Origin of the sequence: Vagococcus salmoninarum (assembly GCF_003987495.1) — a bacterium.
GTDB lineage: Bacteria > Bacillota > Bacilli > Lactobacillales > Vagococcaceae > Vagococcus_D > Vagococcus_D salmoninarum.
This window is the reverse complement of the sequence record NZ_NGJU01000004.1, coordinates 100,390-125,255: the sequence shown is the minus strand read 5'-3', so window position 1 is coordinate 125,255 and position 24,866 is coordinate 100,390. Positions and strand designations below refer to the sequence as shown.

Below are 24,866 nucleotides of genomic sequence, written 5' to 3'. Positions count from 1 at the left end.
TTGTCGTGATAAAGAAAGTCAGATAATAATTACTAATATCACAAGACAACCTTAGAATTAAGTCGAATTTATGTTATACTAAGAATAGATAATTAATGGAAAGAGGGATCAGATGGTAAATTTTTATTGGTATCCGAAATGTTCAACGTGTAAGAAGGCTAAAATTTGGCTTGATGAAAACAATGTGACTTATAATACAATCGATATGATAGAAACGCCACCAACTAAAGAGCAATTAGCAGCTTGGATGGCAGAAAGTGACTTACCGATTCGCCGTTTCTTTAATACGAGTGGGATTCGTTACCGTGAACAAGAACTAAAAAATGTTGTCAATGAATTTTCAATCGAAGAAGCTGCTGGTCGTTTATGTCTCGATGGTATGCTAATCAAACGTCCAATTATGGAAAAAAATGGTCAGCCTGTCTTATTAGGCTTTAAAGAAAGTCAATACGAAGAGTTATTAAAATAAACATCCAAATGGGAGTAGTGCAATGAAAAAAGTAATTAATAAACAAATCTGGGTGCGAAAAATTGAAGAAGATTATTCAATCGGCTTAACCAATCAAGGCCAAGATGATTTTGGCAGTGTTACTTTTGTCTCATTACCAAAAATTGGTGATCTGTTAAAAGCTGGCGAGTCTTTCGCAGAAATTGAAGCTGAAAAAGCTGTGACAGAATTAGTGTCGCCTTTAAGTGGTAAAGTTGTATCAATTAACCAAGAAGCCTTAAGCGATGCTTCAGCCCTAGATGCTAAAAATGAAGATTTTGCATGGTTAGTTGTTCTAACTGATGTAGAGGAAAAAGAATTTAACGAATTAGATTGACATTTAAAATTCTAATTGATAGAATGGGTAACAATAAATGAAATGCTTTGAAAAGAAGAGTACATATCAGGAAAGTTTAAAAGAGAGTCCGGTCAGGTGCAAGCGGATAACTGAAATGAGATGGAAGATGGTCTTTGAGCAGTATAGATGAGCTGTTAAATCAGTAAGTTTATAACGTAAACACCCGTTAAAGTGTACCAGTATCCGACGAATTTGTCCTGTACTGATGAAGGTTACTATCGCGAGGTAGTAATAAATAAAGGTGGTAACACGAAATCATAAGCTTTCGTCCTTGTTTGCAAAAACAAGGACGGAAGCTTTTTTGTTGCAAGCCACTAATTACGTAGTAATTAGATGACTTGCAGTACAAGGGAATGTCAGCCATGACATTGCGTTGCCTCATCATCCCCTCACAACGAGGAACGAGTTGATGAAGTAATAGACAAGGGAAGCGATAGCTTGGGTTTATCGGATATCAGCTTAAAGTAGAAAATAAGTGAAATGCACAGAAAGTAGAGTGAAAATGATGACTCTCATTAATTTAAAAAATGTAAAAAAAGAATTTAAAGGTAAAAGTGGCTTAGTAACGGCTGTCTCTGATGTTAATTTCTCAGTTGCTGAAGGTGAAATCTTTGGGATCGTTGGTTACTCAGGGGCAGGTAAGAGTACCCTAGTCCGGTTATTAAACGGTTTGGAAATTCCAACTGGGGGAGAAGTAATTATTGATAATCAAGACATTACTAAGTTGAATCCGAAAGAGTTACGGGAATTTCGGAAAGAAATTGGCATGATTTTTCAACATTTCAACTTATTGTGGTCACGAACGGTTATTGATAACATTACGCTACCTTTAGAAATGACCGGTGTTCCTAAGGCAGAACGAGAAGAGAAAGCTCAAGAATTAATCAAACTGGTTGGTTTAGAAGGGCGTGAGAAAGCTTATCCTAGTCAATTGTCAGGTGGGCAAAAACAGCGGGTTGGAATTGCGAGAGCCTTAGCTAATGACCCTAAAATCTTATTATGTGATGAAGGAACGAGTGCTTTAGATCCTCAAACAACAGATGAAGTCTTAGAACTTTTGCTAGATATTAATCGCAAACTAGGCTTGACGATTGTCTTAATCACTCATGAGATGCATGTGATTCGTAAAATTTGTCATAAAGTTGCAGTCATGGAGCAAGGTAAAATTGTCGAATCAGGAGACGTCTTAACAGTCTTTAGTAATCCCCAAAAAGCGGTTACGAAGCGTTTTGTCCAACAAGAAACGGCACCGGCAGAAAATAATCAAGATGCCTTAAGTTTCTTAGCAGAAACCTTTACAGCTGGTAAAATCTTACAACTATCTTTTGAAGGCAGTAAAGCAAGAAACCCCATTATTTCTCAAGTTATCCGCCAATGTGACGTTGATATTAACGTTATCCAAGGGCAAATTCAACAAACCCAAAGTAGCTCATTTGGAACGCTGATTGTCGAATTAACTGGTTCTGAAGCGGAAATTGCCAAAGCTGAGACTTTTTTCAAAAAAGCTGGCGTCGGTGTGGAGGGGAAAAGTAAATGAAGAAAACATTAGCAGAAGAGTATTTTGATTTTTCAAAATTAGATGGTGAAAAATTTCTAGAAGCTACGAAACAAACCTTATATATGACTGGAATTTCTATGATTTTTGTCATTATAATTGGGATTATTTTAGGGCTATTGTTATACTACTTAAGTAAAAGTTCAAATTCTGGGGCAAAAGTATTTTATAATATTATTTCAATCATTAGTAATATTTGTCGTTCAGTGCCCTTTATCATTTTAATTATTTTATTAATACCTATAACTAAATTAATGATTGGTACTTTTTTAGGACCGACAGCAGCAATTCCCGCTTTAGTTATTTCAGCAGCCCCTTTTTATGGTCGCTTAGTTGAAATTGCTTTTAGGGAAGTTGACAGTGGTGTTCTCGAAGCCTCGGAGGCGATGGGAGCCACCCGCTTACAAGTCATTTGGAAAGTCTTAATACCAGAAAGTTTGCCAGCTTTAATTTCAGGCGCAACTGTTACAACGATTACAATGATCGGTTTTACCGCAATGGCTGGTGCTATTAGTGCCGGTGGTTTAGGTGGCCTAGCTTATCAGGATGGCTTTATGCGAGGCAATCAAACAGTTACTTTGTTTGCAACCATTTGTATTTTAATTATCGTTTTTATTATTCAAGGAATTGGCGATCTGGCCGTGAAGAAGTCAGATAAACGTTAAAATAGTATAAAAAATAGGAGGAATTAAGTATGAAAAAGAAATTAATCGGGATTTTAGCAGTAAGTACTTTAGCGTTAGCTTTAGTTGGTTGTGGCAGTAAAGGTAAAGAAGAGACAGCTGGTAATAAAGATGAAGTAACAATTAAAGTTGGGGCATCAGCCACACCTCACGCGGAAATTTTAGAACATATCAAACCGCAATTAGCTGAAGAAGGCGTTAATTTAGAAATCGAAACATTCGATGACTATATTTTACCGAATAAATCTTTAGCCGAAAAAGTTATTGATGCAAATTACTTCCAACACATTCCCTTTTTCGATTTATCAGTCGAAGAAAATGGCTATGATTTTGTTAACAAAGGGGCCATTCACATTGAATTAATGGCGTTGTATTCCCAAAATCTAAAAGATATTAAAGATTTAAAAGATGGTGCTAAAGTCATTGCAAGTAACTCTGTCTCTGACTGGGGCCGGATTATTACGATTTTACAAGATGCTGGCTTAGTTAAAGTGAAAGCTGGCACAGATTTATTAACAGCGACTTTTGATGACATTGAAGAAAATCCTAAAAACTTAGAATTTATTTATGATGTTAACCCTGAGTTGCTAACAAAAGCCTATGAAGCAGATGAAGCAGATTTAATTGCAATTAATGCCAACTTTGCTGGTGGCGTTGATTTATCACCGGAAAAAGATGGAGTCTTAGTTGAAAAAGACAACTCACCTTATGCGAATATTTTAGCTGTTCGTAGTGATAATCAAAACGATGAGGCAATTGATAAATTATTAGCTGCACTGCGTTCAGAAGAAACCCAAGCTTGGATTACTAAACAATGGGATGGAAAAATTAAACCTGTTAGCGAATAATAAAGCTGAGCTACTTTTTCACTTTAACTGAAAAAGTAGCTTTTTTATTTGTCTTTGAGGCATAAAAGTCTTCTGTTCGACAATGTTCAAATCAATTATTTGCAGAAAAGAGCAAAAGCTATTAAACTAGGGAAAAGCGATTAGATTATGTAGACAGGATGGTAAATCATGTATCAATTAATTACAACATATAGTGAAAATGAGCCATGGTGGTTTTTTGATGATTGGGAAGATGATATCGTTGAAGAGACGTTATTTGCAGATTTAGCTTCAGCCCAGTTAGCTTATCAAGAAAAATTTGCCCAATTACAGGCAAAATATAGTATGATGAAAGAGAAACCAGATTACTTAACAGCCTTTTGGAATGAAGGGGAGCTACTCTACTGCGACGATTGTGACGAGGACCTTCAACAGTACAAAGGACTGATGCTTCTGAGACATTGTCGCAAGCTATCAGAAGATGGAAAGGACAACGATGAAACAACTAATTATCACGGAAAAACCAAGTGTTGCAAGAGATCTAGCTAAAGTTCTTGGAGCAACTCAAAAATCAAAAAGTTATATTGAAGGACCAACTGTCATTATTACTTGGGCACTTGGTCATTTATTAGGCTTAAAAATGCCGGAAGATTACAATAAAGAGTGGGCAACATGGCAGATGGAGAGCTTACCGATGATTCCTAAAAAAGTCGGCATCAAACCATTACCAAAAACAGGCCAACAATTAAAAGCGATCAGTCAATTGGCAAAACGGCAAGATGTTAGCGAAGCCGTAATCGCCACTGATGCTGGACGTGAAGGGGAACTTGTCGCGCGTTGGATATTAGAATACGTCCGTTTTACTAAACCAGTGAAACGTCTCTGGATTTCCTCACAAACAACAAAAGCGATTAAAGATGGTTTTAAAAAATTAGAACCAAGTAAAAAATACGATAATTTGTATTACTCAGCTTTAGCTAGAGCAGAAGCTGATTGGCTAGTTGGCTTAAATGTGACGCGAGCTTTAACAGTTAAGTATGAAGACAGCTTATCAGCTGGTCGTGTGCAAACGCCGACCCTTGCCTTAGTTAGAGGCCAGGAAGAAAAGATTGAAAAATTTCGACCAGAAAATTTCTTTACGATTGATTTAACGTATCAAGGCTTAAAAGGCCGTTTGCAACTAGCTAACCCACGAAGTATGAAAGAACGGGAAGTAGCTGAGTTAATCTTAAAAGAGATTGGCACAAAACCAGTCAAAGTCACAAAAATTACTAATAAGAAAAAAGCCGAAGGAGCACCGCTCCCTTATGACTTAACGGAAATTCAAAGAGAAGCTAACCAACGGTATGGCTTTTCAGCGAAAAAGACGTTATCAATCGTTCAAAGTTTATATGAAATTCATAAAGTTGTGACTTATCCCCGGACGGATTCTAAATATTTAACAAGTGACATGAAGGGGACAATGAAAGAACGTCTTCAAGCAGTCACTAGCTACTATCCTAATGAAGCAAAAGCAATTATTCGCCAAGGAGCAGTTGTCAAAGTACCAAAAGTTTTCCAAGACAGCAAAGTCACGGATCACCATGCCTTGATTCCAACGGAGCAAGCACCACGGGCCGAAAAAATGGATAACGACGAACAAAAGATTTATCAAATGATTACCTTACGATTCTTGAGTTTGTTTGGTGACCCTCATGTCACTAATCAACAAACCGTTGAAGCAACTGTTGGCAACCATCAGTTTGTCTTTAAACAAGTTAAAATTGAAGAAGCTGGTTGGAAAGGCACTAATAAAAATGACAGTCAGCGACAAGTTGAGTTTACAGCAGGTCAAAGCTTAGCTGCTACCTTAGTGATTAATAAAGAAGTAACGACGCCACCAGCACCTTTATCAGAAGGTAACTTACTTGGTTTAATGGAAAAACATAAATTAGGGACACCAGCTACTCGAGCCGAAATTATCGAGAAATTAATTAAATCGGAATTAATGGAACGAAGTAGCAGTAAACTAACCGTTAGTCCAAAAGGCAAACAGTTGTTGAAACTCGTCAATCCTTCGTTAGTCTCACCTGACTTAACAGAAAAGTGGGAACGGGAATTAGAAGAAATTGCTTTAGGCAAACGGAAAAGCCAAGACTTTATTCGGCAAATTGAAAAAGATACTGCTCAACTAGTTAAAGAAATTAAAACCAGTGAGAAGAAGTACACAGACTTTTCAATTACCGCCAAAGAGTGTCCAGATTGTGGCTCACCTTTACGAGAACGAAATACTCGTGATGGTAAGATTTTTGTCTGTACGAAAGAAGATTGTAAGTACCGCCGTCGTAAGGACCCGAAAGTTTCTAATAAGCGTTGTCCGCAATGTCATAAAAAAATGGAAATTCATGAAGGTAAAAATGGTGAATTTTTCAAATGTAAATTCTGTGTCATTACCGAAAAAATTCCAACAGGGCAAGAACGGAAGAAAAAAATGACGAAGCACGAAGAGAAACGGTTACTGAAACAATACAGCCAAGAAAGTGAACCTGAAGAAAGTCCACTAGCTTTAGCTTTAAAGGCCGCGATGAAAGACCAATAAAGACAGTTAAATAAAGGGAGAATAAAGCAGTTATTTTATTCTCTCTTTTGGTGTATAATGGGAAGGAACTCTACTAACAAGTCTTTGAATGTCGTTAGTAGTCAGGAGGAAATTGATGGCAAAGAAAAAAACAAGTAGAAAAAAAGTAACTAAAAAACAACAACAGCAACAAGAACGGACAATGTACATTATAATTGGCCTAGTATTTGTCTTATTAGGTGTTTTTGGAGCTTTAAAATTAGGATTTTTAGGTGTCTTAGTAGCAAATGTTTTAAGAATCATTGGTGGTAGCACTTATCCCTTATTAGGCCTACTTTTAATTATTTACGGTGTGGCCCTAGTCTTTGCAGGTAAAGATCTAGAAATTAAAGAAAAAAAACGCATTATCGGCGCAATTATTTTATATGCTGGCGTCTTAATTTTAATTCACAGCGTGTTGTTTCAATCAATCATGACTGAGGAAACGAATATTATTAAGTTAACTTGGCAAAAACTCTTTACGGATATTCGTGGCAATACTGTCAATCAAAATGTTGGTGGTGGTATGGTTGGAGGTCTCTTATACAGTACGACTTACTTCTTAGTCTCCCAGTTAGGCACTTATTTGATTTCTGGTTTATTAATTTTAAGTGGGAGTTTACTACTAATTAATATGAATATTTTAGAAATGACTGATCGAATCAGTTCTTACAGTAAAAATGTTAGTAGCAAACTAGCTGAAAATAAAGTTAAAAGAATTGCTAAGCAAGAATTGAAAGCCGAAAAAGAGGCTGAAAAAGCCGCCAAGGCCGCGGAAAAAGCTGTTTTAAAGGCTGAACAAGAAGAACTTCAAGCCGCGGAAGCAGCTAAGAACCAAGTCCGAAACTTATCACCTGGGGAAGAATTAGCCCGGGAATCAGTTGAAGACTTAGCACAAGCTAGCCTTAAGAAAGCTGAAACAGAACAGTTGTCATTGGAAATTGATAGTTATCAAAATCAGTATAAATTTGAGTCTGAGGAACCAATTAAACGACAGACTCCTGCTCCAACAGACTTAGCTGAAGATCAGGCTGAAGGGGAAGAGTTGGAATTTGAAATTCCGGAAGAAACAGAAAACCGGGACTATCATTTACCAGAGTCTCACTTATTAAATGAAATTCCTTTAACTGATCAAAGTGATGAATACAAATCAATTGAAAAAAATGTCGGCGTCTTAGAAACAACGTTTAAAAGTTTCGGTGTCGATGCTAAAGTCGTGCGAGCTAGCTTAGGGCCCTCAGTTACTAAGTATGAAATTCAGCCAGCTGTCGGCGTTAAAGTTAGTAAAATTGTCGGCTTAACTGATGATTTAGCCTTAGCTTTAGCTGCCAAAGACATTCGGATGGAAGCCCCAATTCCTGGTAAGTCTTTGATTGGGATCGAAGTCCCGAACAATGCAGTCAGTATGGTTTCATTCCGGGATATTATTGAAGCACAGCCGAAAAACGAATCTAATTTATTAGAAGTTCCTTTAGGCCGAGATATTTCAGGAAATGTGATTTCTGCTGATTTAGCGAAGATGCCCCATTTATTAATTGCCGGGTCAACAGGTAGTGGGAAATCAGTTTGTATTAATGGGATTATCACAAGTATTTTAATGCGTGCGAAACCTCACGAAGTTAAATTAATGATGATTGACCCGAAAATGGTGGAGCTGAATGTTTACAATGGCATTCCTCATTTATTAACACCAGTCGTGACTAATCCTCGGAAAGCCGCTCAAGCATTACACAAAGTTGTTAGTGAAATGGAACGTCGTTATGAACTTTTTGCAGGTAGTGGCGTTAGAAATATTACTGGTTATAACGAGATGGTGATTGAACACAATATGCAAGATGGCGAAAATCGCCCCGTCCTACCTTTTATCGTCGTGATTGTTGATGAGTTAGCCGACTTAATGATGGTAGCTAGTAACGAAGTGGAAGATGCGATTACGCGTTTAGCCCAAATGGCTCGAGCTGCTGGGATTCATATGATTTTAGCGACCCAACGACCAAGTGTGGATGTTATTACGGGAATTATTAAAGCTAATGTCCCTTCTAGAATCGCCTTTGCTGTTTCCAGTGGAACGGATTCTCGGACGATTATTGATAGCAACGGAGCAGAAAAACTCCTTGGTCGGGGAGATATGCTCTTCCTACCGATGGGTGAGAATAAACCAATCCGTGTGCAAGGTGCCTTTATCTCTGACTCAGAAGTTGAAGATTTGGTGTCCTTTGTCACAGAGCAACAAGGGGCTGATTATCAAGAAAGCATGATGCCCTCAGAAGAACCGATTAACAACTCAGCTAGTGGGGAACCTTTAGATGAATTATATGATGATGCTGTTGCGATGGTCATCGAAATGGAAACTGCTAGTATCTCGATGATTCAAAGGCGCTTTAGAGTCGGTTACAACCGTGCCGCCCGGATCGTTGACCAGATGGAAGAACAAGGTGTTGTTGGCCCTTCAGAAGGCAGCAAACCCCGTAAAGTCTTAATTAGTTTCGTTCCTGAAGTGGAAGAGCCTGTCGGACAAGAAAGTTTGGATATTTAAAGTGAAAGGGAGGTCGTGACGAATGTCGCGGCCCCTTTTTTGTTGTCTTCTTTTATAAAATATGCTTTACTTGAAAAAAGTAACTATCGAAAAGAAGAAATTAGTTTATCTTAGAAAATTTCCGAAATGAAGTATGGGAAATAATATGGTCTGAGAAGTGTAAGAAAGATGTTTAAAGCAATTAAATTTCGATTCAATCAACTGCCAAGGAAGGGAAGCTATTTATAAAGAGAAGGTAACACATATGAAAAAAAATAATCCCATGTTAAAAGTTTTTAAGATAAATGACATGTCTAAATTTTTATTAGGTGCGAGTTTAACAAGTATCGGTCAATCAGCTATGAGTTTAACCCTCATTTGGTTTATATATAATCAAACAAAAAGTCCGTTTTTGATTGCTATTTCACTGATTACATTAGAATTACCTTCAATTATTGTTGCGCCGCTAATTGCCTTTGTATTAGATCGGTATTCTGTTGTTAAAGTTATATACTTAACTAATTTACTTAGAGCAATCCTTTTTGTGTATTTGTTTTTTGCGAATTTAACTACTGTTAATTCCTACGTCATATTCTTCACGATTTTAGGGATATCTAGCGCGGTATTACCTTTGTCAAAATCAGGTGAAAATATTATTATTACTGAATTAACTCCCAAAGAGTATTTAGTAACGGTAAATAGTTTGATGAATATTCAAATTGATTTCTCATTAGTAATTGGACCAGTCCTTGCCTTAGGGCTTATTAATCTGTTTAGTGAAAAAGTGGCTTACTTAGTCAATGCATTTTTTTTGATCCTTTCTGCACATTTGTACTTACAAATAAAGATTAAGTACCAAGAAAATAAAAAAAATAAGCAAGCTATATTTTCTTTTAAAAGATGGGTTTTGGAAATCAAAAAAGGTTTGTCATTTACTTTAAAAAATAAACAAATGAGGGCGTTAATCATCATTTTCTTTCTGTGGAATTTATTATTATGGGGGACTTTACCTGTTTTAAGTCCAATTATATCTGAAACTTATTTGAGTGGTCTTATTTCCTATTCAATTATGTCAGTTTTATTGTCAGGCGGAATTGTTTGCAGTTCCTTTTTAATTGGCCTGCTACCTTTTAAAAATAATATGATGACGCTAGTTTTTTTATCAATTTGTCTTAACTCAATTTTATATTGTTGTATTGGGTTAATTAACCATATATCAATGTTCGGTCTTATCTTCTTCCTGATGGGGCTTGTCTCAGCGCCAGCATTGATTTATAGTCGAACTATTTTTCAACTAGTTATACCAAAGGAACAACAAGGTAGTGTTTTCACATTAATGGGTTCATTGAGTGCTGCTGGCTATCCCTTAGGAGCAATCATAGCTGCTAATTTTATTAGTTGGGACATGATTGAGGTTAAGTATTTGTGTACAGTGTTGGGGGGGGAGTCTTATTATTTAGTTTACCTTTGATATTAAACATCAGAAAAGGCGTACTGACTATCTAAATAACGACAAAGCACTGTCACTGATTTATCTAACATAGTCATTTTTATTAATAGAGAGTAAAGAGACCTTGTTAGAATTAAAGAAGGAGTTTTGACAGATGATTAATATTGATACAATTAGACAAGTTCAACTACATAAACAATTTTCAAGTTTTTGCCGTGAGAATAGGGCAAACGTCCAATCAGTACTCACCAACCTGGGATTCATCCAACTAGATTCAATGAGCGTTGTTGCCCGGAGCCAAGAGCTGGTTTGTTGGGCACGGCTAAAAAACTATCAATTAGGGGACTTGTTAGAACTGTATCATCAAGATCAAGCTGTCGAATTATATAGTTTTGCTTTAACCTTACATTTGAAAGATACTGAACTTGTCCCTTTATTCCAAGGCAAAGCTTACGAAGCTTTAATGGCAAGTTCGACGGTGGCTGAAAGTCAGACCCTACTAGCAGAACTAGCGGAAGTTCAACCAATCTTAAAAAGAGCATTTATTAAAAATAAACAGCAAGAAACGTGGCAGCAGTCACCAAAAGACCGTTTAATCGACAAGCTGTGGCGAGCTGGCTTAATTGAAGGTCAACGGGATGAAAAGTTTAATAAACGTCTGCATCTTGGAAAGGGAATCCGGTCTGAGTTAAGTCCGCAAGTCTTAGAATATCAGATGTATCAACAATTGATTTTAATGACTTTTAATAATTTAGGTATTATTACTGAAGGGGAAGCTAGCCATTACTTTAATCTAAAAAAAGGGTTAACTAAGGTAATACTTGCTGAGATGTTAACAGCAGGTGACATTCAAAAAATCAGTGTCGAAAATTATGGGGAGCATTATTTATTAGTCAGTGATCAAGAACTAGTGACTAATTTAGCTGAATTTCCGACTTTGCCACCAAAATTACTGTCACCTTTTGATAACTTAATTAGAGATCGTGAACGGACGGCTAAGTTGTTTGGGATTGATTTTAAATTGGAAAGTTATATTAAAGCTGAAAATCGGCGCTATGGTTATTTTGCGATGCCAATCTTAATCGCTGGGGAGCTGATTGGGACGGTGGATTTAAAAAATGAGCGCCAGTTAAGTCAATTGATTATCAAAGGTTTTGTCTTTTTTAAGCCAGAGAATCGAGAAAGATATACAGCAGAAATTTTAGGTGTCTTAACAGAGTTAAAAGACTTTTTAAACTTAACGGAATTGATTTATCAGGAGCAGATTTTTACTGGATTTACATAAAAAAAAGTTCTAGCAGCCCATAAAGGGGCAGCTAGAACTTTTTTAGTGAGTACTTTCACTTTGCAGCAAAGAACTTTCATAATAATTCAAAGACTGTCTTAAATGATTTGCCATTGTTAATGTGATTTGGCCGTTTTGGAATAAGTCTTGGACGGTTTCACGCTCAGCATCTAAGGCTTTCATATAATATTCTTGAATTAATTTTTGATAATCTCGTTTCGTTTGTTTGCTAAAGTGTTTAATACGTTGTAATTTATGGAGATATTCATATAATTTTTGACTTAAAATATGTTTGTGTAAGTCCGGACAAGAGCTATCTTGGAGCAACTCTTTTTTATAAGCTTTTAAGGCTTCAATGGCTCCTTTAGTACTTTGAGTTTCAAGTTTAATAATCGATGTTTCACCTAACAACATTTGCTCTTGCTGTTGTTTCGATTTAAAACGCCAAAAAACTAGATTGCCTTGACGGCGTAAAACAAAGAGCATCCGTTTAACGGAATTGATAAAGCCAGGTTCGAAGGCTTCTTTTTTCGTCGCAACCATTTTAATGTAGTTACGTGCGAAACGTTCTGAAACTTCACCACTAGCCACAACTCGCTCGACTCCTTTAAGTTCACCAGCAATGGCAATTTTTTGAATCTTACTTTCCAATTGTGAGTACAAGCGATTAGTTTCATCATCGTTTAGTTCACGGTATAAGTGACGTAAACGGGATTCAAATTCTTGAATTAAATCAGAAAGAATTAAATGGTCTTCTTTATTAAGTGTTTCTTGTTTCAACGTTAAAATCGCATGTTTAACCATAATTTGACGGGCTTCTAATTCTGTTAATTGGGAATCAAGCGCACCGACTAATTGTTTATTAGCGAAATCAGCGTTAACTACGGAATCATCACCGACTAAAGAAAAACGTTTCCGTTGTTTCGTTAGAAAAGGCAAAGTAATCGTTGCGACTAAGAGACTAGTTAAAACGACACCACAGGCTAAGGTGACAATTAAAGGCCGTTCAACGAAGACCCCACCGTTAGGTAAGAGTAAGGGCATCGACATGATCGAAGCCATCGTGACAGCCCCACGAACCCCGGTAATTCCGGTCATTAAAGCTGTGTTGAAAGAAGGATAGTCGTTTTTGCCGTTGTCTTTGCGCAAGTAAGTTAACCACATATACATGTAAGACCAACCGACCCGAATACAAAGTAAAAAGACCCAAATCGTAACAATGTAAAATAAAAGCGTGCCGTTGTGAATGCTTGGATCTTCAATTGTTTCCCTCATAGCAATCGGTAACTCAATTCCTAGTAAAATAAAGACTAACCCATTTAATAAATAAACAAGAATATCCCACATTTTATTAGTCACTAAGCGGACTTCCGAATGTTGACTCCGGAAAATCGGCGCTTGATTTATTGAGAGCACGCCGGCTGCTACGACAGCGATTACCCCAGAAGCATGTGCTAATTCATCAGCCACAATATAGATGACAAAAGGCGTAATGATTTGAATAGCCGTATGTAAGACTACATCTTGGATACCTTGTTGGACTAAAAATAGTCGTAAAAAGTGGATGAAAGAAATAAAGACAATCCCGATTAAACCACCGACTAAAGCCATGTAAAGAAAGTTCCCAGTTGCTTGAGTCAAAGAGAAATGACCAGTCATAAAGGCAGCTAAGGCATACTTAAAGGCAATTAAGCCACTGGCGTCATTAATCAAACTTTCCCCACTAATGAGGCTAAGAATTTTTTTCGGTAGTTTGATTTGTTCGGCAATCCCGTGAACAGCAATTGGATCAGTTGGCGATAAGACTGCTACTAAAGCCATTGCTAAAGCTAAAGGCATACTTGGAATTAACCAGTGGATAAAGAAACCACCAACAACTGTTGTTAAAAGAACAAGCCAAATCGCATAAGCAAAAATCGGCGCTCGAAGTTCCCACAGTTCATTTTTAGGGAAAACTTTCCCATCATTAAATAAAAGTGGGGCAACAAAGAGTAACATAAACCAATCGGCTTCTAAATTTATTTGAATATCGAAACTTAACGCAATGATTAGTCCAACAACAATTTCGATTAAAGCAGTTGGAATAGATACTAAATAATGACTAATTATATTTGATATAATAACAAGAACAATCATCAAAATACTCGCTACTAACACATTCATACACATCACCTCTTAAGTATTATAGCAAATTTATTAAACGATAACTAAAAAATAAGTAACTTTTTATCAGTAACTTAAGTATTATTAAACTTAGTATTTCGAAAAGCATCATTTTATAAGAATCAAGCAAAATAATTGACAACGTATTGCAATGGCTTTTTATTTAAGCTATAGTATTTAAAGCAAGTCAGATATGAGAAATGAGGAAGTAGCGTGCTGAAACAATCAATTTATGGTTTAACAATGGGTGATTTACAAACCTGGTTTGAAGAACAAGGGGAACAGAAATTCCGTGCCAGTCAAGTTTGGGATTGGTTATATATTAAAAGAGTACAAACATTTAAGGAAATGACTAATTTAGCAAAGAATACCATTGATTTATTAACAGAGGCCTTTGATATGAGTCCTTTAAATCAAGTCGTTGTTCAAGAATCGGCAGATGGGACAATTAAATATTTGTTTGAGTTATCCGACAAGAACATGATCGAAACGGTTATGATGCGCCAAGAATACGGCCTATCTGTCTGTGTCACGACTCAAGTTGGCTGTAACATTGGTTGTACTTTCTGCGCCAGTGGTTTATTAAAAAAACAGCGTGATTTAACAGCTGGTGAAATTGTGGCACAAATTATGCAAGTTCAGTTTTTCTTAGATGCTCGGGAACTTGGTGAACGAGTGAGTCACATCGTTGTGATGGGAATCGGTGAACCTTTTGATAACTACGACAATGTTATGCAGTTCTTACATATCGTTAATGATGGCAAAGGCTTAGGCATTGGCGCTCGTCATATGACTGTCTCAACTAGTGGTTTGATTCATAAAATTAAAGAATTCGCTGACTTTGACATGCAAGTTAACTTAGCGATTTCATTACATGCCCCAAATAATGAAGTTAGAACCTCAATTATGCGAATTAACCGTAACAACCCAGTTGAAAAGCTGATGTTAGCAGTTGATGAATACTTAGAGAAAACTAACCGTCGAATTACTTTTGAATACATTATGTTATCGAATGTTAACGACCGACCAGAACATGCTCGCCAATTAGCGGAGTTATTAAGCAACAAAAAGAAACTGACTTATGTTAACTTAATTCCTTATAACCCTGTTAGTGAGCACGATCAGTATAGTCGTAGTTCAAAAGAAGACGTTTTAGCCTTTTATGAAGTTTTAAAAAGCAAAGGGGTTAACTGTGTCATTCGAAAAGAACAAGGAACAGATATTGATGCTGCCTGTGGTCAATTAAGAAGTAAACAAATCAAGAAAAAAGCTGCTGACGATAAATAAAAAACCTCGTTAACTGCCTTCCCTAAAGAGAAGGCAGTTAATGAGGTTTTTTGCTATCAGGAATTACTCGATCATTTCTTTTAATTGGTAAATTTTTGATGGGCGACCGATTCCAGTTGGCCGTTCCGCAACTTCAATAAAATAATCAAGCATAGCTTTTTTAAAGTTGGAGTGGTCAATTGTCTTATAGTCAGTCCCTAAAAACTTAGCGAAAACTTTCCGAGCTTCGGTAATTGAGAACTCTTTACCAAGAACTTGTAAGACTTTTGGCTCATGGTACATTTTATTCAATACCCGACGAAAGGCTTTTAAAATAATCCGCTCATGGTCAAAGGCTAGAGTTTCGCTACCAAGTGAGTCACCAGTGTCTAAGTTTAAAACGATGGCATCGTGTTCATCATTTTCCAGCTTTAATAAGTTGCCTTCCCGGTGAACGGTAAACCATTTAGCGGCTTTAGCGTCATCCCCAGCAACAAGTGACTCTTCGCCAATAAAGGCTAAGTAACTTACGGTAATCACCCAACCACGAGGGTCTCGATTAGGAGTACTAAAAGTATGGAGCTGTTCAATGTTATTAGTCGTAATGCCGACGCCAGTTTCTTCTTTCGTTTCACGGATACAACTATCTTCCGTGGCTTCATTGCGATTGACGAAGCCGCCTGGTAGGGCCCATGAATATTGGTATGGATGGGTATTCCGTTGGATTAAGAGTATTTTTAACTCATCTTCTGAACGGTTGTAACAAAGCAAAACATTATCAATAGTGACCGAAGGGGTATCGTAAGTCGGTAAATCTTGGACAGCATACCATGCTAGAAACTCCTGTTCTGTGGCTTCTGTTTCGTAATAATGTTTTTCTGCTTGTTTAGAAGCAAAACCTGTCATTATCAATCCGTCCTTTCTCTTTTCTTAAAAGTATTATCTACCTTATTGTACCAGATAAAGGGGATAGATTAAACTAGAAAAGCCAAAGGTGGGAGGTGTGCGCTATTGAAGCTTTTTCAATTCACGTTGGTACTTTTTAATTTTTTTGATTGCCCAGTCGTAATGACTACTAGTGCTGGAAACAAAATATGCCCCAAGAGAAGTTGTATTTGTCCAAGGATAGACTTTTTTAGTAAACAGTTCTTCGTTGCTGTGACTGGCAATTAAGCTCGAAATTTGTTGATGGGATTCCTCAAGTTTTAGGAGACTATCTTCAAAACTTAAAGATTGATACTTTTCCCAGATGACGTCGTTCAGTGGACCAGTTGTCCGCCAAGTATAGCCAGGAGCAGGCATCTCAGGTTTGCCACCAGCCATCCCAACAGTATACCATTGGGCCATCATTAAGTGCCATTCATGAAGGTGACAAAGGACATCGCGAATATTTTTATCACGATCTTCAAAAGGGAAGGTTCCTCTTTGCAGGTCCGGAGGCATGCTTGTAATCAAGTCTATTAATTTTTGATAATTTTCTGTTCCTTGTAGTAGTAAGTCTGTTTTATTTTGTGGGCGAGCCATGTTAATCATCCTTTCTGATTGGTTACTAATGGAGCGATGGGAAAACAAGCTTCAGTAATTAAGTCGTGAGGATCGGTTGTCTCAAAGAAACTCCGATGATAAATATTAAACATTGGGCCAGCTAATTGATAATCATAAGCTTCTAACCAAGCGGCAATTGCCAGTGTGACTTCAGTCATTTGTTCGTAAGGACCATTAAAAGTCACACTAGCAACTTCAAGGGCTAGGCTGTGGTCATAATTAAAAGTCGCCTTAGTTAAATTATTAATGAGTAATTGAACTTCAACAGTCATCTCACAACCAGTATATTCTAAGTCGTGGTAAAGGCTACGAGTAGTCGTTTGATAATGGGTTGTTATGTATTTAAAATCTGCTAACTGGCTAAATTCCTGCCAGAGTAATTCTTCATCTTCATAAGTTGCGATAACTTTTGTCAGACTAATCATCGGGTAACTAGGCAATGTTTTTTTGACAACGTGAAAGTTTTTAAGAGGAGCCTTTTGGGCTAAAGTTATTTTAGCATTTTTGATTAAAGTAGCTTGAGTATGCAGTTCCGCAAGTTTTTTTCAATCAAGTCTAGTTGAGAGTCTAAAGCCTCTGCCATACTTTTAGAGGTTTTATTAGTTAATAACTCGTTAATCTGACTTAAAGAAAAGCCGAAATTTTGTAGCTGTTTAATAGTATTTGCCACTGCTAATTGTCCACTGCCATAGTAGCGATAACCGTTAGTAGGATTGACGTGAAGGGGTTTCAATAGGCCAACTTGATCAAAATAACGTAACATTCGAATACTAATAGTTGACAATCGTGAAAAATCGCCTATTTTGAACATCTAATCCCTCCCTTATTAATTAATTATACTTTAAAGCCTGACATAGTGTAAGAGTCAAGTGGGAAAAGAGCTTAAGAATAAAAAAAAGTTAGGGACAATTTGTCCCTAACCGTTTTTAATGTTGTTACTTTTCACGAATAACTTCAATTTTATAGCCATCAGGATCAACGACGAAGAAATATGAAGGTGGTACTCCAGGTAAAGCTTTTAAGTCAGTGACATTAAAGCCAGCTGCTTTTTGTTTAGCGTGAAGCCCTTCTAAATCAGGCACGGAAATCGCAATATGACCATAACCATCACCTAAGTCGTAACCAGGGTGGTCGTAATTGTAGGTCAGTTCTAACTCGTAGGGATCACCTGGTAAAGTTAAGTAAACTAAGGTGAACTTATTTTCCGGGAAATCACGGCGACGTGACTCGACAAAGTCAAAAGCTTTTTGATAAAAATCTAAGGAAGCTTCTAAATCCTTAACACGAACACAAGTATGTGCCATTTTCATGATGTAATCATCCTTTCAGAATTATACTTACATATCTATTCTAGCACAAAACTTTCCAGGCAATCTAGTTTGCTGTTTAAAAATGATTTATATTGCAGGTTAGTTGAAAGTACCGTAAAATAGAAAGAAAATGAAGGGAATTAAAGCAGATGACAAACATTCCAGTCTTTGGTGTTAAAGAAGAGGTTAACTATGTACCCCGCTACGGCGCATATATCGTCATAGCTGATGCCTCAGCAGAAGAAATAATTTTAGTGCAAGCACCAAACGGAGCCTATTTTTTACCTGGTGGTGAAATCGAAGGACAAGAAACTAAAGAAGAAGCAGTTCACCGGGAGATTTTTGAAGAATTAGGTTTTGAAGCTGAGATTGGCGACTATCTTGGCCAAGGAGATGAATACTTTTATTCTCGCCATCGGGACACTTACTATTATCATCCAGGTTATTTCTTCTCTGCTAAAAATTGGCGCGTCAAAGGAGAGCCCTTAGAAGCCTTCAATCAAATCAAGTGGTTCCCAGTAGCCGAAGCAATTACTAAGCTTAAACGCGGCAGTCATAAATGGGCTGTTGAAGAATGGTTAAAAAAACAAAAACCTTAGGAAAAAAATTCCTAAGGTTTTTTCTATGCCCAAGTTTCTACGGCATAGGCCACACCGTTTTCGTCATTTGATTTAGTAATAACGTCAGCAATGGCTTTAACGTTCGGTGTACCATTCCCCATAGCAACACCAATGCCAGCAAATTCTAACATATCTAAGTCATTTTCATTATCACCAATCGCCATAACTTCACTAGGTTTAATTCCTAAGAGCTTAGTTAAGTCCCGAAGTGCATTCCCTTTACTAGCCGCTTTATTCAAGACTTCAAAGAAGAAGGGCATGCTATGAATGAGATGATAGTCTTCAAAGAAGCTTTGAGGGATTTTTTTGATTGCTGCAGCTAAAATTTCAGGTTTTTCACAGAGCATCATTTTACTAATAATCATGTCTCGAGGCATGTCTTCAGTTGCGCAATAAGTCAAAGGGACCCCTGTTGCATAAGATTCATAAACCGTAAACTCGCTAATTTCCTTATTAGGAGTATAAATTTTTTCTAAGTCAAGGGTGTGCATCTTGACTTGAATCTCTTGACTGAGTGCTTCTATTTTTTCGAAATCACTGTAGTTTAAAGTGTGGTTAACTAAGACTTCTAAATCCCCATTATGTTGGACAAGGGAACCGTTGTACCCAATCGTATATTGTTTTTCCGCCATTAGTCCAAGTTCTTCAACAAATGGGGTCATGCCGATAATCGGTCTGCCAGAACATAAGACGATTTTAACGCCTTCAGCACTTTTGGCTTGTAAGACGCGACTGACCTCTGGTGATAGTTGGTGATTTGAATCAATAAGTGTGCCATCAATATCAATAGCGATTAGTTTAATAGACAAAATAAAAGCTCCTTTTTCAGTTAGTTAGGAGAAATTAATTCCCCATTGTGAATGTAGTTAGTAAATTGAGTTAAGTTTTCAGTAAACAAGTTCAGACTTTCCGTAGCTAGCATCTCTTTCGGGAAGAAAAAGCGCTCATCCCCATGGGTTTGACCAGCTAAAGCGGCTACTAAGTCACTAGCTTGGGAAAGTTCAATCAAGGTACCATCTTTTTCGATTAGTTCAATCTGAGTCCGATGGCTAGCTTGTTCTGGTCGGTAAAAGTCATAAGGCAAATCATAACTCGTATTGACGGCGGTATAGTAAGTTGAATTATAGCCAGTTTTTTCAATGATTTCTTTGAGCTCTCCCAGTAATTTTTGATCCTTCTCTGGATTGAAACGGGCTGATTTTAAGGGCTTCCGGTTCATAAAGCGAGTAGCCAAGTCACTTAAAATTGGGTCCTTATCTTCCGTCCATAAGGTGAAGTAAGTGTTTAAAACCCCATCATCAAGTTTTAAGTAATCGTCTAAGGTATACGTATTGTCAAAGAAAGGTGCTAATAAACGACATTGACCAGCGTAATAATTGGGATCGGTTTGATAAAGAAAGGTTCCCCGTTTTAAGAGATGGTCTAAAATAACTTCCATTCCCCGAGAAACTGGGTGGAAATAGATTTGCATGTACATTTGGTAGCGACTGACAACATAGTCTTCCACGGCATGCATACCATTAGTTGAAAAGGCGATGCCTTCTTTGTAAGGACGAATGACACGTAAAATCCGGGTTAAATCAAAGGTGCCATACTCCGTTCCAGTAAAATAGGCATCACGTAGTAAGTAATCCATACGGTCAGCGTCAATTTGACTAGAAATCATTTGGACTACTTGAGGATTGGCATAGTCTTTACGAATCACACTAGCGACTTTTTCAGGAAAACCATCTTCCACGCGGTTTAAGATATGAAAAATTTCTGTTTCTGGGGAAGTGATGATTTTCACAGTAATTTCTTCGTGATTAGTATTGAAAATTCCCTCGAAGGTATGGGAATAAGGGCCGTGACCGACATCGTGAAGTAAAGCAGCGCAAAGGGCGACGAGGCGTTCACGATCATCCCAACCATTTTCAGGGTCAGTTTCAATTGAGTAGTTCCGTTGAAACAAATCACAAATTCGTCTAGTAATTTCATAGACTCCTAGAGAATGACCAAAACGACTATGTTCACCGCCATGGAAAGTAAAAGAAGTCGTTCCTAGTTGTTTGATTCGTCGTAGACGTTGGAATTCTTTCGAATTAATTAAATCAAGAATAACTTGATGTTGGATGTGAATATAGTCATGGACTGGGTCACGAAAAACTTTTTCAATCGGTAATAGTTGTTCTTTGTATAGTTTAGTCATGTTAAAGTACCTCGACTTCCATAATATCGCTGTTGCGACGAGTCATTTTGGCTAAGTGTTGTTCAAATTCAGGAAATAAGTTTTCAGTTTCTAAGTAACTAGGAAAGTCAGATTGGCGTAAATCAGCTGAAAAATCTTTTTGAAAGACTTGTAAAATTCGTTCCTTAACATCAGCTACGGATAAGTCAACTCCTAGAAGGTCACTAAGATTTGCCATGGCTTCAGGCTCAACTGGTGGGTAGCCATTATTGCCAAAGTCTTCTTTTAAGCCGGCGTGGTAGAAATCACGAATCAATTCTCCCCGACCGTGTTGATCACCGTTGACACTTAAGTAAACCATAACCGCAATCCCTTGACGGATACGACGTTGAGCAGTTCCGGCAAATTTTTGGCCCTTAATACTTAAATCGTAGTCGCCAGGGCAATATGAGTTAGAAATTTCTTTCGCCGTAATTGTCACGGAGAAGTCCCCAAAGGCCCGTTGAATCACGTCAGTCATTAATTCGTAAGCATCCTCAATGGCGATGGGATTTTCCGCTAAGTTAGGAAAGACAATTGAGAAGTTTAAGATGCCTCTGTCTGAGACAACGGCTAAGCCGCCAGAATTACGGGCTAAGTAGTTAAAATTAGCGGTTTTCAAAGTTTTTAAAGCTGTCGGTAAGTTAGGGACACGGGTGTCTTTCATGCCTAAAATAACCGTTTTTTCAAACTCCCAAAAATGAATAAAGGACTGAGGTTTGTCAGTCACCAAATGAGTTAAGAGATCAGTGTAAGCAAAAGGTGTAAAATTATTAGCTGTTTGGGCAACTTGCCCTTGATCAAAGAAAGTTATGCTTTCCTGATTAAAAACAGTTTGTGTAAGGGTCATTGAGATCATCATCTTTCTATCGTAAGTATCGGATTGGTTACTATCTAAGACCATTATAGCTGATTTAGAAATAAAGTGTGACAATAATGCTGTGCTATCATGATTCTTTCATCAATTCCTAGAGTTTTTTTACTTGCTTTCAACTACTAAAAGACTTAAAATGTTTACAAATGACCGAGAGTCGAACAAATGTAAGGGGAGGTTGCTAAATGCTTGGGGACAAAGGGATTAGAGACAGTCAATTATCAGCAAATGAGTTAATTCAACTGTTAAGAGAGATGTGGCGGATTCGTTTATTTGAAGAAAGTTTAGAAAGATTATACGCAGCTGGGGAAATTCATGGCACGATGCACTTATGCATTGGCCAAGAAGGAACGGCAGTTGGATCAGCTTTAGCGTTAAGTAAGGGCGATTGGATTACCTCAACCCATCGCAATCACGGCCATGCTCTAGCCAAGGGCACGAATATGCAAAAAATGTATGCTGAAATTCTTGGCCGTAAAACGGGAACAAATCAAGGCAAAGGGGGGAGTATGCATATTGCTGAACAAGCTGTCGGCAATCTAGGTGGAAATGGCATTGTTGGTGGTAATTTCCCGATTGCTACTGGTGCCGCCTTATCAGCTCAGCTCCAAGGAACCCAAGATGTGGTCCTTTGTTACAGCGGTGACGGGGCTACTAATGAAGGCAGTTTCCACGAAGCGCTGAACTTAGCGGCAATTTGGCAATTGCCAGTTATTTTTTTGATTGAAAACAATCAGTACGGTATGAGTTCCGCTATTCAAGAAATGGTTAAAATTAAAGAGCTGTCAACTCGTAGCCAAAGCTATGGTATGCCAGGCATTACCATTGATGGCAATGATGTCTTAGCAGTTTATGATGTTACGCAGAAGGCTGTGGCAGATGCCCGCCAAGGTTTGGGGCCGACGTTAATTGAAGCTTTAACTTATCGCCAAAGGGGTCATTCAAAATCAGATAAACGGGCGTATCGCAGTCAAACTGAGGAAACGTTGTGGGCGGAAAAGTTTGACCCTATCAAGAATTTTGAGACCCGTTTACGCCAAGCAAAAATTATCACGGCTACGGAAATTACTGAGCTAATTCAAGTAGAAGCAGAGATCATAGAAGAGCTGATCAAAGTCGTTAAAAGTGAGCCACGACCAACAGCTGCGGATTTAATGACCGATGTTTACGCAAGTGAGGAGTATCATTATGAGAAGATTAACTTATCTTGAAAGTATTAATGAAGGGTTAGATAGTGCTTTAGCAGCTGATGAAAAAGTCTTTCTAATGGGGGAAGATATTGGCATTTACGGCGGCGGGTTTGGCGCTACGAAAGGCTTAGAAGCCAAATATGGTAAAGGGCGAATTCGTTCAACACCGATTTCTGAGAGTGCGATTTTAGGGACCGCTGTCGGCTCAGCTATGACTGGGATGCGACCAATTGTTGAAATTCAATTTTCCGATTTTATTACGATTGGCATGGATCAATTAGTTAATCAAGGGGCGAAAATGCGCTATATGTCTGGCGGACAAGTTGCTGTACCTCTAGTGATTCGTTTAGCTGCTGGCTCAGGAACAGGAGCAGGTGCCCAACATTCCCAAAGTTTAGAAAGTTGGCTTGTTCATATTCCTGGGGTCAAAGTAGTACAACCGAGTAGTGCTTACGATGCGAAAGGGTTACTTTTAGCTGCTATTGCTGATAATAACCCAGTGATTTTTTATGAGCATAAATTGTGTTATCCCTTACTTGAGGAAGTGCCAGAAGAAAGTTATCAGATTCCTTTAGGCCAAGCAGCCATCAAAGCTCAAGGCAGAGATATCACGATCGTTGCTACAGGGATAATGGTTAGTAAAGCCTTGGCAGCCCGAGCCTTACTTTTAGAAGAAGGAATCTCAGTTGAGGTCATTGACCCGAGAACTTTAGTGCCATTAGATTTAGAGACAATCACCAAAAGTGTCAGCCAAACGAAACGCTTATTAATCGTAACAGAAGCTGTCAAACGAGGGAGTTTTGCCAGTGAATTAGCTGCTATGATTGCTGAAAGTCAGCTCTTCTATCAGTTGTTGAAACCGATAAAACGTTTAGGTGGGGTGGAAGTTCCCATGCCTGTGGCTGTAGAGTTAGAGCGATTAGCAATTCCCCAAGTAGAGGAGCTAGTTCAAGCTGCTCGGGAACTGATGGAGGACAATTAAATGAAGTTAACGGAAGAGCGCCGGAAACTCTTAAAAGTCGTCAGTCTTTATTATAATCAAGGCTTGACCCAAGCCGTAATCGCAAAACAACTTGGGGTCTCCCGACCAGTTATTTCAAAACTCTTGCAAACTGCCCGAGCAGATGGAATCGTTAAAATTCATATTAATGATGAGGATGCTTTGAGAGTTGATCAGGCACTGATTTTACAAAAACGCTACCACTTAAATGATGTCCTTGTAATTCCAGTAAAAAAAGATCGCCAAGAATCCGTTGATGCCTTGCAACAGCGGGTCGCTCAAGCAAGTGCTAGTTGGCTAGTTGAACAATTACCTCGGATTCAATCGATTGGTTTGTCTTGGGGGACGACTCTTGCTGCTGTAATTGAGGCAATGCCTTATGTCACTACTGAAAAGATGGTAGTCCGGCCCTTAGTTGGCGGAGTAGCCAGTGAGCATGTCTTTTATGATACGAATCATCTCGTTTTTCGGTTAGCTGAAAAGTTAGGCAGTCGTTGTAGTTACTTTTACGCCCCCGCGTTAGCAGAAAGCCAAGCCTTGGCAGAGGCTTTAAACGCCAGTCAACTAGTGGCAAATGCCTTAGGGGCAGCCCGAGAGGTTGATTTAGCGATTATTGGTGTAGGGAATCCCCAAGAACATTCAACTTGGCAAAACTTAGGCTACTTTAGCCAAGGACAAGTCATTGCTTCAGACATTGTTGGCGATGGCGTAGCTTCTTTATTTGACAAAAATGGTCAAACAGTTGACAATATTATTACTAAACGAATGATTGGCTTGAAAGTCGAAGAACTTTCAAGGATTAAAGAAGTCTTAGTCATTGGAACTGGTCAGGAAAAAGCTGTTAGTATTCAGTCTTTATTGAAAGGCCAGGGTGTCACTGCCATGATTGTTGATAGTGACATTGCCGAAGCATTAATTAAAATGGAAAGATAAAGG

24 protein-coding genes and 1 other annotated feature are annotated in these 24,866 nt (G+C 38.0%); of the genes, 15 read left to right on the top strand and 9 right to left on the bottom strand.

The genetic code is table 11. The features are described 5' to 3' along the window. Positions 1 to 112: 112 nt before the first annotated feature. The 10 genes from CBF35_RS03940 to CBF35_RS03895 all read left to right on the top strand — a co-directional run bounded on the left by CBF35_RS03940 (position 113) and on the right by CBF35_RS03895 (position 11,756). Positions 113 to 469: an arsenate reductase family protein gene (locus CBF35_RS03940; protein WP_126778686.1), complete on the top strand. Its 357-nt coding sequence runs from the start codon at positions 113 to 115 to the stop codon at positions 467 to 469. 22 nt (positions 470 to 491) lie between these two features. Continuing rightward, on the top strand, positions 492 to 824 hold the full coding sequence (locus tag CBF35_RS03935) for a glycine cleavage system H family protein (protein WP_126778685.1): 333 nt from the start codon (positions 492 to 494) through the stop codon (positions 822 to 824). 38 nt (positions 825 to 862) lie between these two features. Continuing rightward, positions 863 to 1,121, top strand: a binding site (T-box leader). 229 nt (positions 1,122 to 1,350) lie between these two features. After that, a complete protein-coding gene (locus CBF35_RS03930; RefSeq protein ID WP_126778684.1) occupies positions 1,351 to 2,382 on the top strand; it encodes a methionine ABC transporter ATP-binding protein in 1,032 nt (343 codons plus the stop codon). After that, complete coding sequence (locus CBF35_RS03925) at positions 2,379 to 3,065, top strand: methionine ABC transporter permease (RefSeq protein ID WP_126778683.1); 687 nt, start codon at positions 2,379 to 2,381, stop codon at positions 3,063 to 3,065. Before CBF35_RS03930 ends, CBF35_RS03925 begins: the two co-directional genes overlap by 4 nt. A 29-nt stretch (positions 3,066 to 3,094) precedes the next feature. Continuing rightward, on the top strand, positions 3,095 to 3,931 hold the full coding sequence (locus tag CBF35_RS03920; RefSeq protein WP_126778682.1) for a MetQ/NlpA family ABC transporter substrate-binding protein: 837 nt from the start codon (positions 3,095 to 3,097) through the stop codon (positions 3,929 to 3,931). Positions 3,932 to 4,099: 168 nt separating this feature from the next. Further along, a complete protein-coding gene (locus CBF35_RS03915) occupies positions 4,100 to 4,459 on the top strand; it encodes a DUF1033 family protein (RefSeq protein ID WP_126778681.1) in 360 nt (119 codons plus the stop codon). Then, positions 4,407 to 6,488, top strand: coding sequence for a DNA topoisomerase 3 (locus tag CBF35_RS03910; RefSeq protein ID WP_126778680.1), 2,082 nt, complete (start codon positions 4,407 to 4,409; stop codon positions 6,486 to 6,488). Before CBF35_RS03915 ends, CBF35_RS03910 begins: the two co-directional genes overlap by 53 nt. Positions 6,489 to 6,603: 115 nt before the next feature. Beyond that, positions 6,604 to 9,042, top strand: coding sequence for a DNA translocase FtsK (locus CBF35_RS03905; RefSeq protein ID WP_126778679.1), 2,439 nt, complete (start codon positions 6,604 to 6,606; stop codon positions 9,040 to 9,042). A 244-nt stretch (positions 9,043 to 9,286) separates the two neighbouring features. Next, a complete protein-coding gene (locus CBF35_RS03900; protein ID WP_126778678.1) occupies positions 9,287 to 10,492 on the top strand; it encodes an MFS transporter in 1,206 nt (401 codons plus the stop codon). A gap of 133 nt (positions 10,493 to 10,625) precedes the next feature. Next, positions 10,626 to 11,756, top strand: coding sequence for a DNA glycosylase AlkZ-like family protein (locus CBF35_RS03895; RefSeq protein ID WP_126778677.1), 1,131 nt, complete (start codon positions 10,626 to 10,628; stop codon positions 11,754 to 11,756). A gap of 42 nt (positions 11,757 to 11,798) precedes the next feature. On the opposite strand, the gene CBF35_RS03890 is transcribed toward CBF35_RS03895, so the two are convergent. Continuing rightward, positions 11,799 to 13,919 carry a cation:proton antiporter gene (locus CBF35_RS03890; RefSeq protein WP_170174707.1) on the bottom strand — a complete coding sequence of 707 codons (2,121 nt, stop codon included), beginning with the start codon at positions 13,917 to 13,919 and terminating at the stop codon, positions 11,799 to 11,801. Positions 13,920 to 14,132: 213 nt separating this feature from the next. On the opposite strand from CBF35_RS03890, the gene rlmN reads away from it, so the two are divergent. Next, positions 14,133 to 15,206, top strand: coding sequence for a dual-specificity RNA methyltransferase RlmN (rlmN, locus tag CBF35_RS03885; RefSeq protein WP_126778675.1), 1,074 nt, complete (start codon positions 14,133 to 14,135; stop codon positions 15,204 to 15,206). Between the two features lie 63 nt (positions 15,207 to 15,269). On the opposite strand, the gene CBF35_RS03880 is transcribed toward rlmN, so the two are convergent. The 5 genes from CBF35_RS03880 to gloA form a co-directional block, all read right to left on the bottom strand. Beyond that, a complete protein-coding gene (locus tag CBF35_RS03880; protein ID WP_126778674.1) occupies positions 15,270 to 16,091 on the bottom strand; it encodes an NUDIX domain-containing protein in 822 nt (273 codons plus the stop codon). Positions 16,092 to 16,193: 102 nt separating this feature from the next. Further along, positions 16,194 to 16,709, bottom strand: coding sequence for a ClbS/DfsB family four-helix bundle protein (locus CBF35_RS03875; RefSeq protein WP_126778673.1), 516 nt, complete (start codon positions 16,707 to 16,709; stop codon positions 16,194 to 16,196). A 5-nt stretch (positions 16,710 to 16,714) separates the two neighbouring features. Then, entirely contained in the window at positions 16,715 to 17,170 is a 456-nt protein-coding gene (locus CBF35_RS03870; protein ID WP_342352311.1) for a GyrI-like domain-containing protein, read from the bottom strand. 68 nt (positions 17,171 to 17,238) lie between these two features. Beyond that, positions 17,239 to 17,541, bottom strand: a complete 303-nt coding sequence (locus CBF35_RS03865) for a MerR family transcriptional regulator (protein WP_126778671.1) — start codon at positions 17,539 to 17,541, stop codon at positions 17,239 to 17,241. A 124-nt stretch (positions 17,542 to 17,665) separates the two neighbouring features. Continuing rightward, positions 17,666 to 18,040, bottom strand: coding sequence for a lactoylglutathione lyase (gloA, locus tag CBF35_RS03860; protein WP_126778670.1), 375 nt, complete (start codon positions 18,038 to 18,040; stop codon positions 17,666 to 17,668). Between the two features lie 149 nt (positions 18,041 to 18,189). Here gloA and CBF35_RS03855 point away from each other — a divergent pair, with 149 nt between their 5' ends. After that, complete coding sequence (locus CBF35_RS03855; RefSeq protein ID WP_126778669.1) at positions 18,190 to 18,639, top strand: NUDIX hydrolase; 450 nt, start codon at positions 18,190 to 18,192, stop codon at positions 18,637 to 18,639. A gap of 23 nt (positions 18,640 to 18,662) precedes the next feature. Here CBF35_RS03855 and yidA read toward each other — a convergent pair whose 3' ends face one another. From yidA to CBF35_RS03840, 3 genes are read right to left on the bottom strand one after another with little or no spacing between them, the layout of a single operon-like run. Next, positions 18,663 to 19,469, bottom strand: a complete 807-nt coding sequence (gene yidA, locus CBF35_RS03850; protein ID WP_126778668.1) for a sugar-phosphatase — start codon at positions 19,467 to 19,469, stop codon at positions 18,663 to 18,665. 20 nt (positions 19,470 to 19,489) lie between these two features. Further along, entirely contained in the window at positions 19,490 to 20,848 is a 1,359-nt protein-coding gene (locus tag CBF35_RS03845) for an HD domain-containing protein (RefSeq protein WP_126778667.1), read from the bottom strand. Position 20,849: 1 nt separating this feature from the next. Beyond that, positions 20,850 to 21,716, bottom strand: a complete 867-nt coding sequence (locus CBF35_RS03840; protein ID WP_170174706.1) for a lipoate--protein ligase family protein — start codon at positions 21,714 to 21,716, stop codon at positions 20,850 to 20,852. A 209-nt stretch (positions 21,717 to 21,925) separates the two neighbouring features. Here CBF35_RS03840 and CBF35_RS03835 point away from each other — a divergent pair, with 209 nt between their 5' ends. Genes CBF35_RS03835 through CBF35_RS03825 form a run of 3 tightly spaced genes read left to right on the top strand, consistent with a single transcriptional unit; the run spans position 21,926 to position 24,863 of the window. Beyond that, positions 21,926 to 22,951 carry a thiamine pyrophosphate-dependent dehydrogenase E1 component subunit alpha gene (locus CBF35_RS03835; RefSeq protein ID WP_126778665.1) on the top strand — a complete coding sequence of 342 codons (1,026 nt, stop codon included), beginning with the start codon at positions 21,926 to 21,928 and terminating at the stop codon, positions 22,949 to 22,951. Further along, on the top strand, positions 22,929 to 23,912 hold the full coding sequence (locus CBF35_RS03830) for an alpha-ketoacid dehydrogenase subunit beta (RefSeq protein WP_126778664.1): 984 nt from the start codon (positions 22,929 to 22,931) through the stop codon (positions 23,910 to 23,912). The genes CBF35_RS03835 and CBF35_RS03830 overlap by 23 nt, the downstream gene beginning before the upstream one ends. Next, positions 23,913 to 24,863: a sugar-binding transcriptional regulator gene (locus tag CBF35_RS03825; protein WP_126778663.1), complete on the top strand. Its 951-nt coding sequence runs from the start codon at positions 23,913 to 23,915 to the stop codon at positions 24,861 to 24,863. Positions 24,864 to 24,866 lie beyond the last annotated feature (3 nt).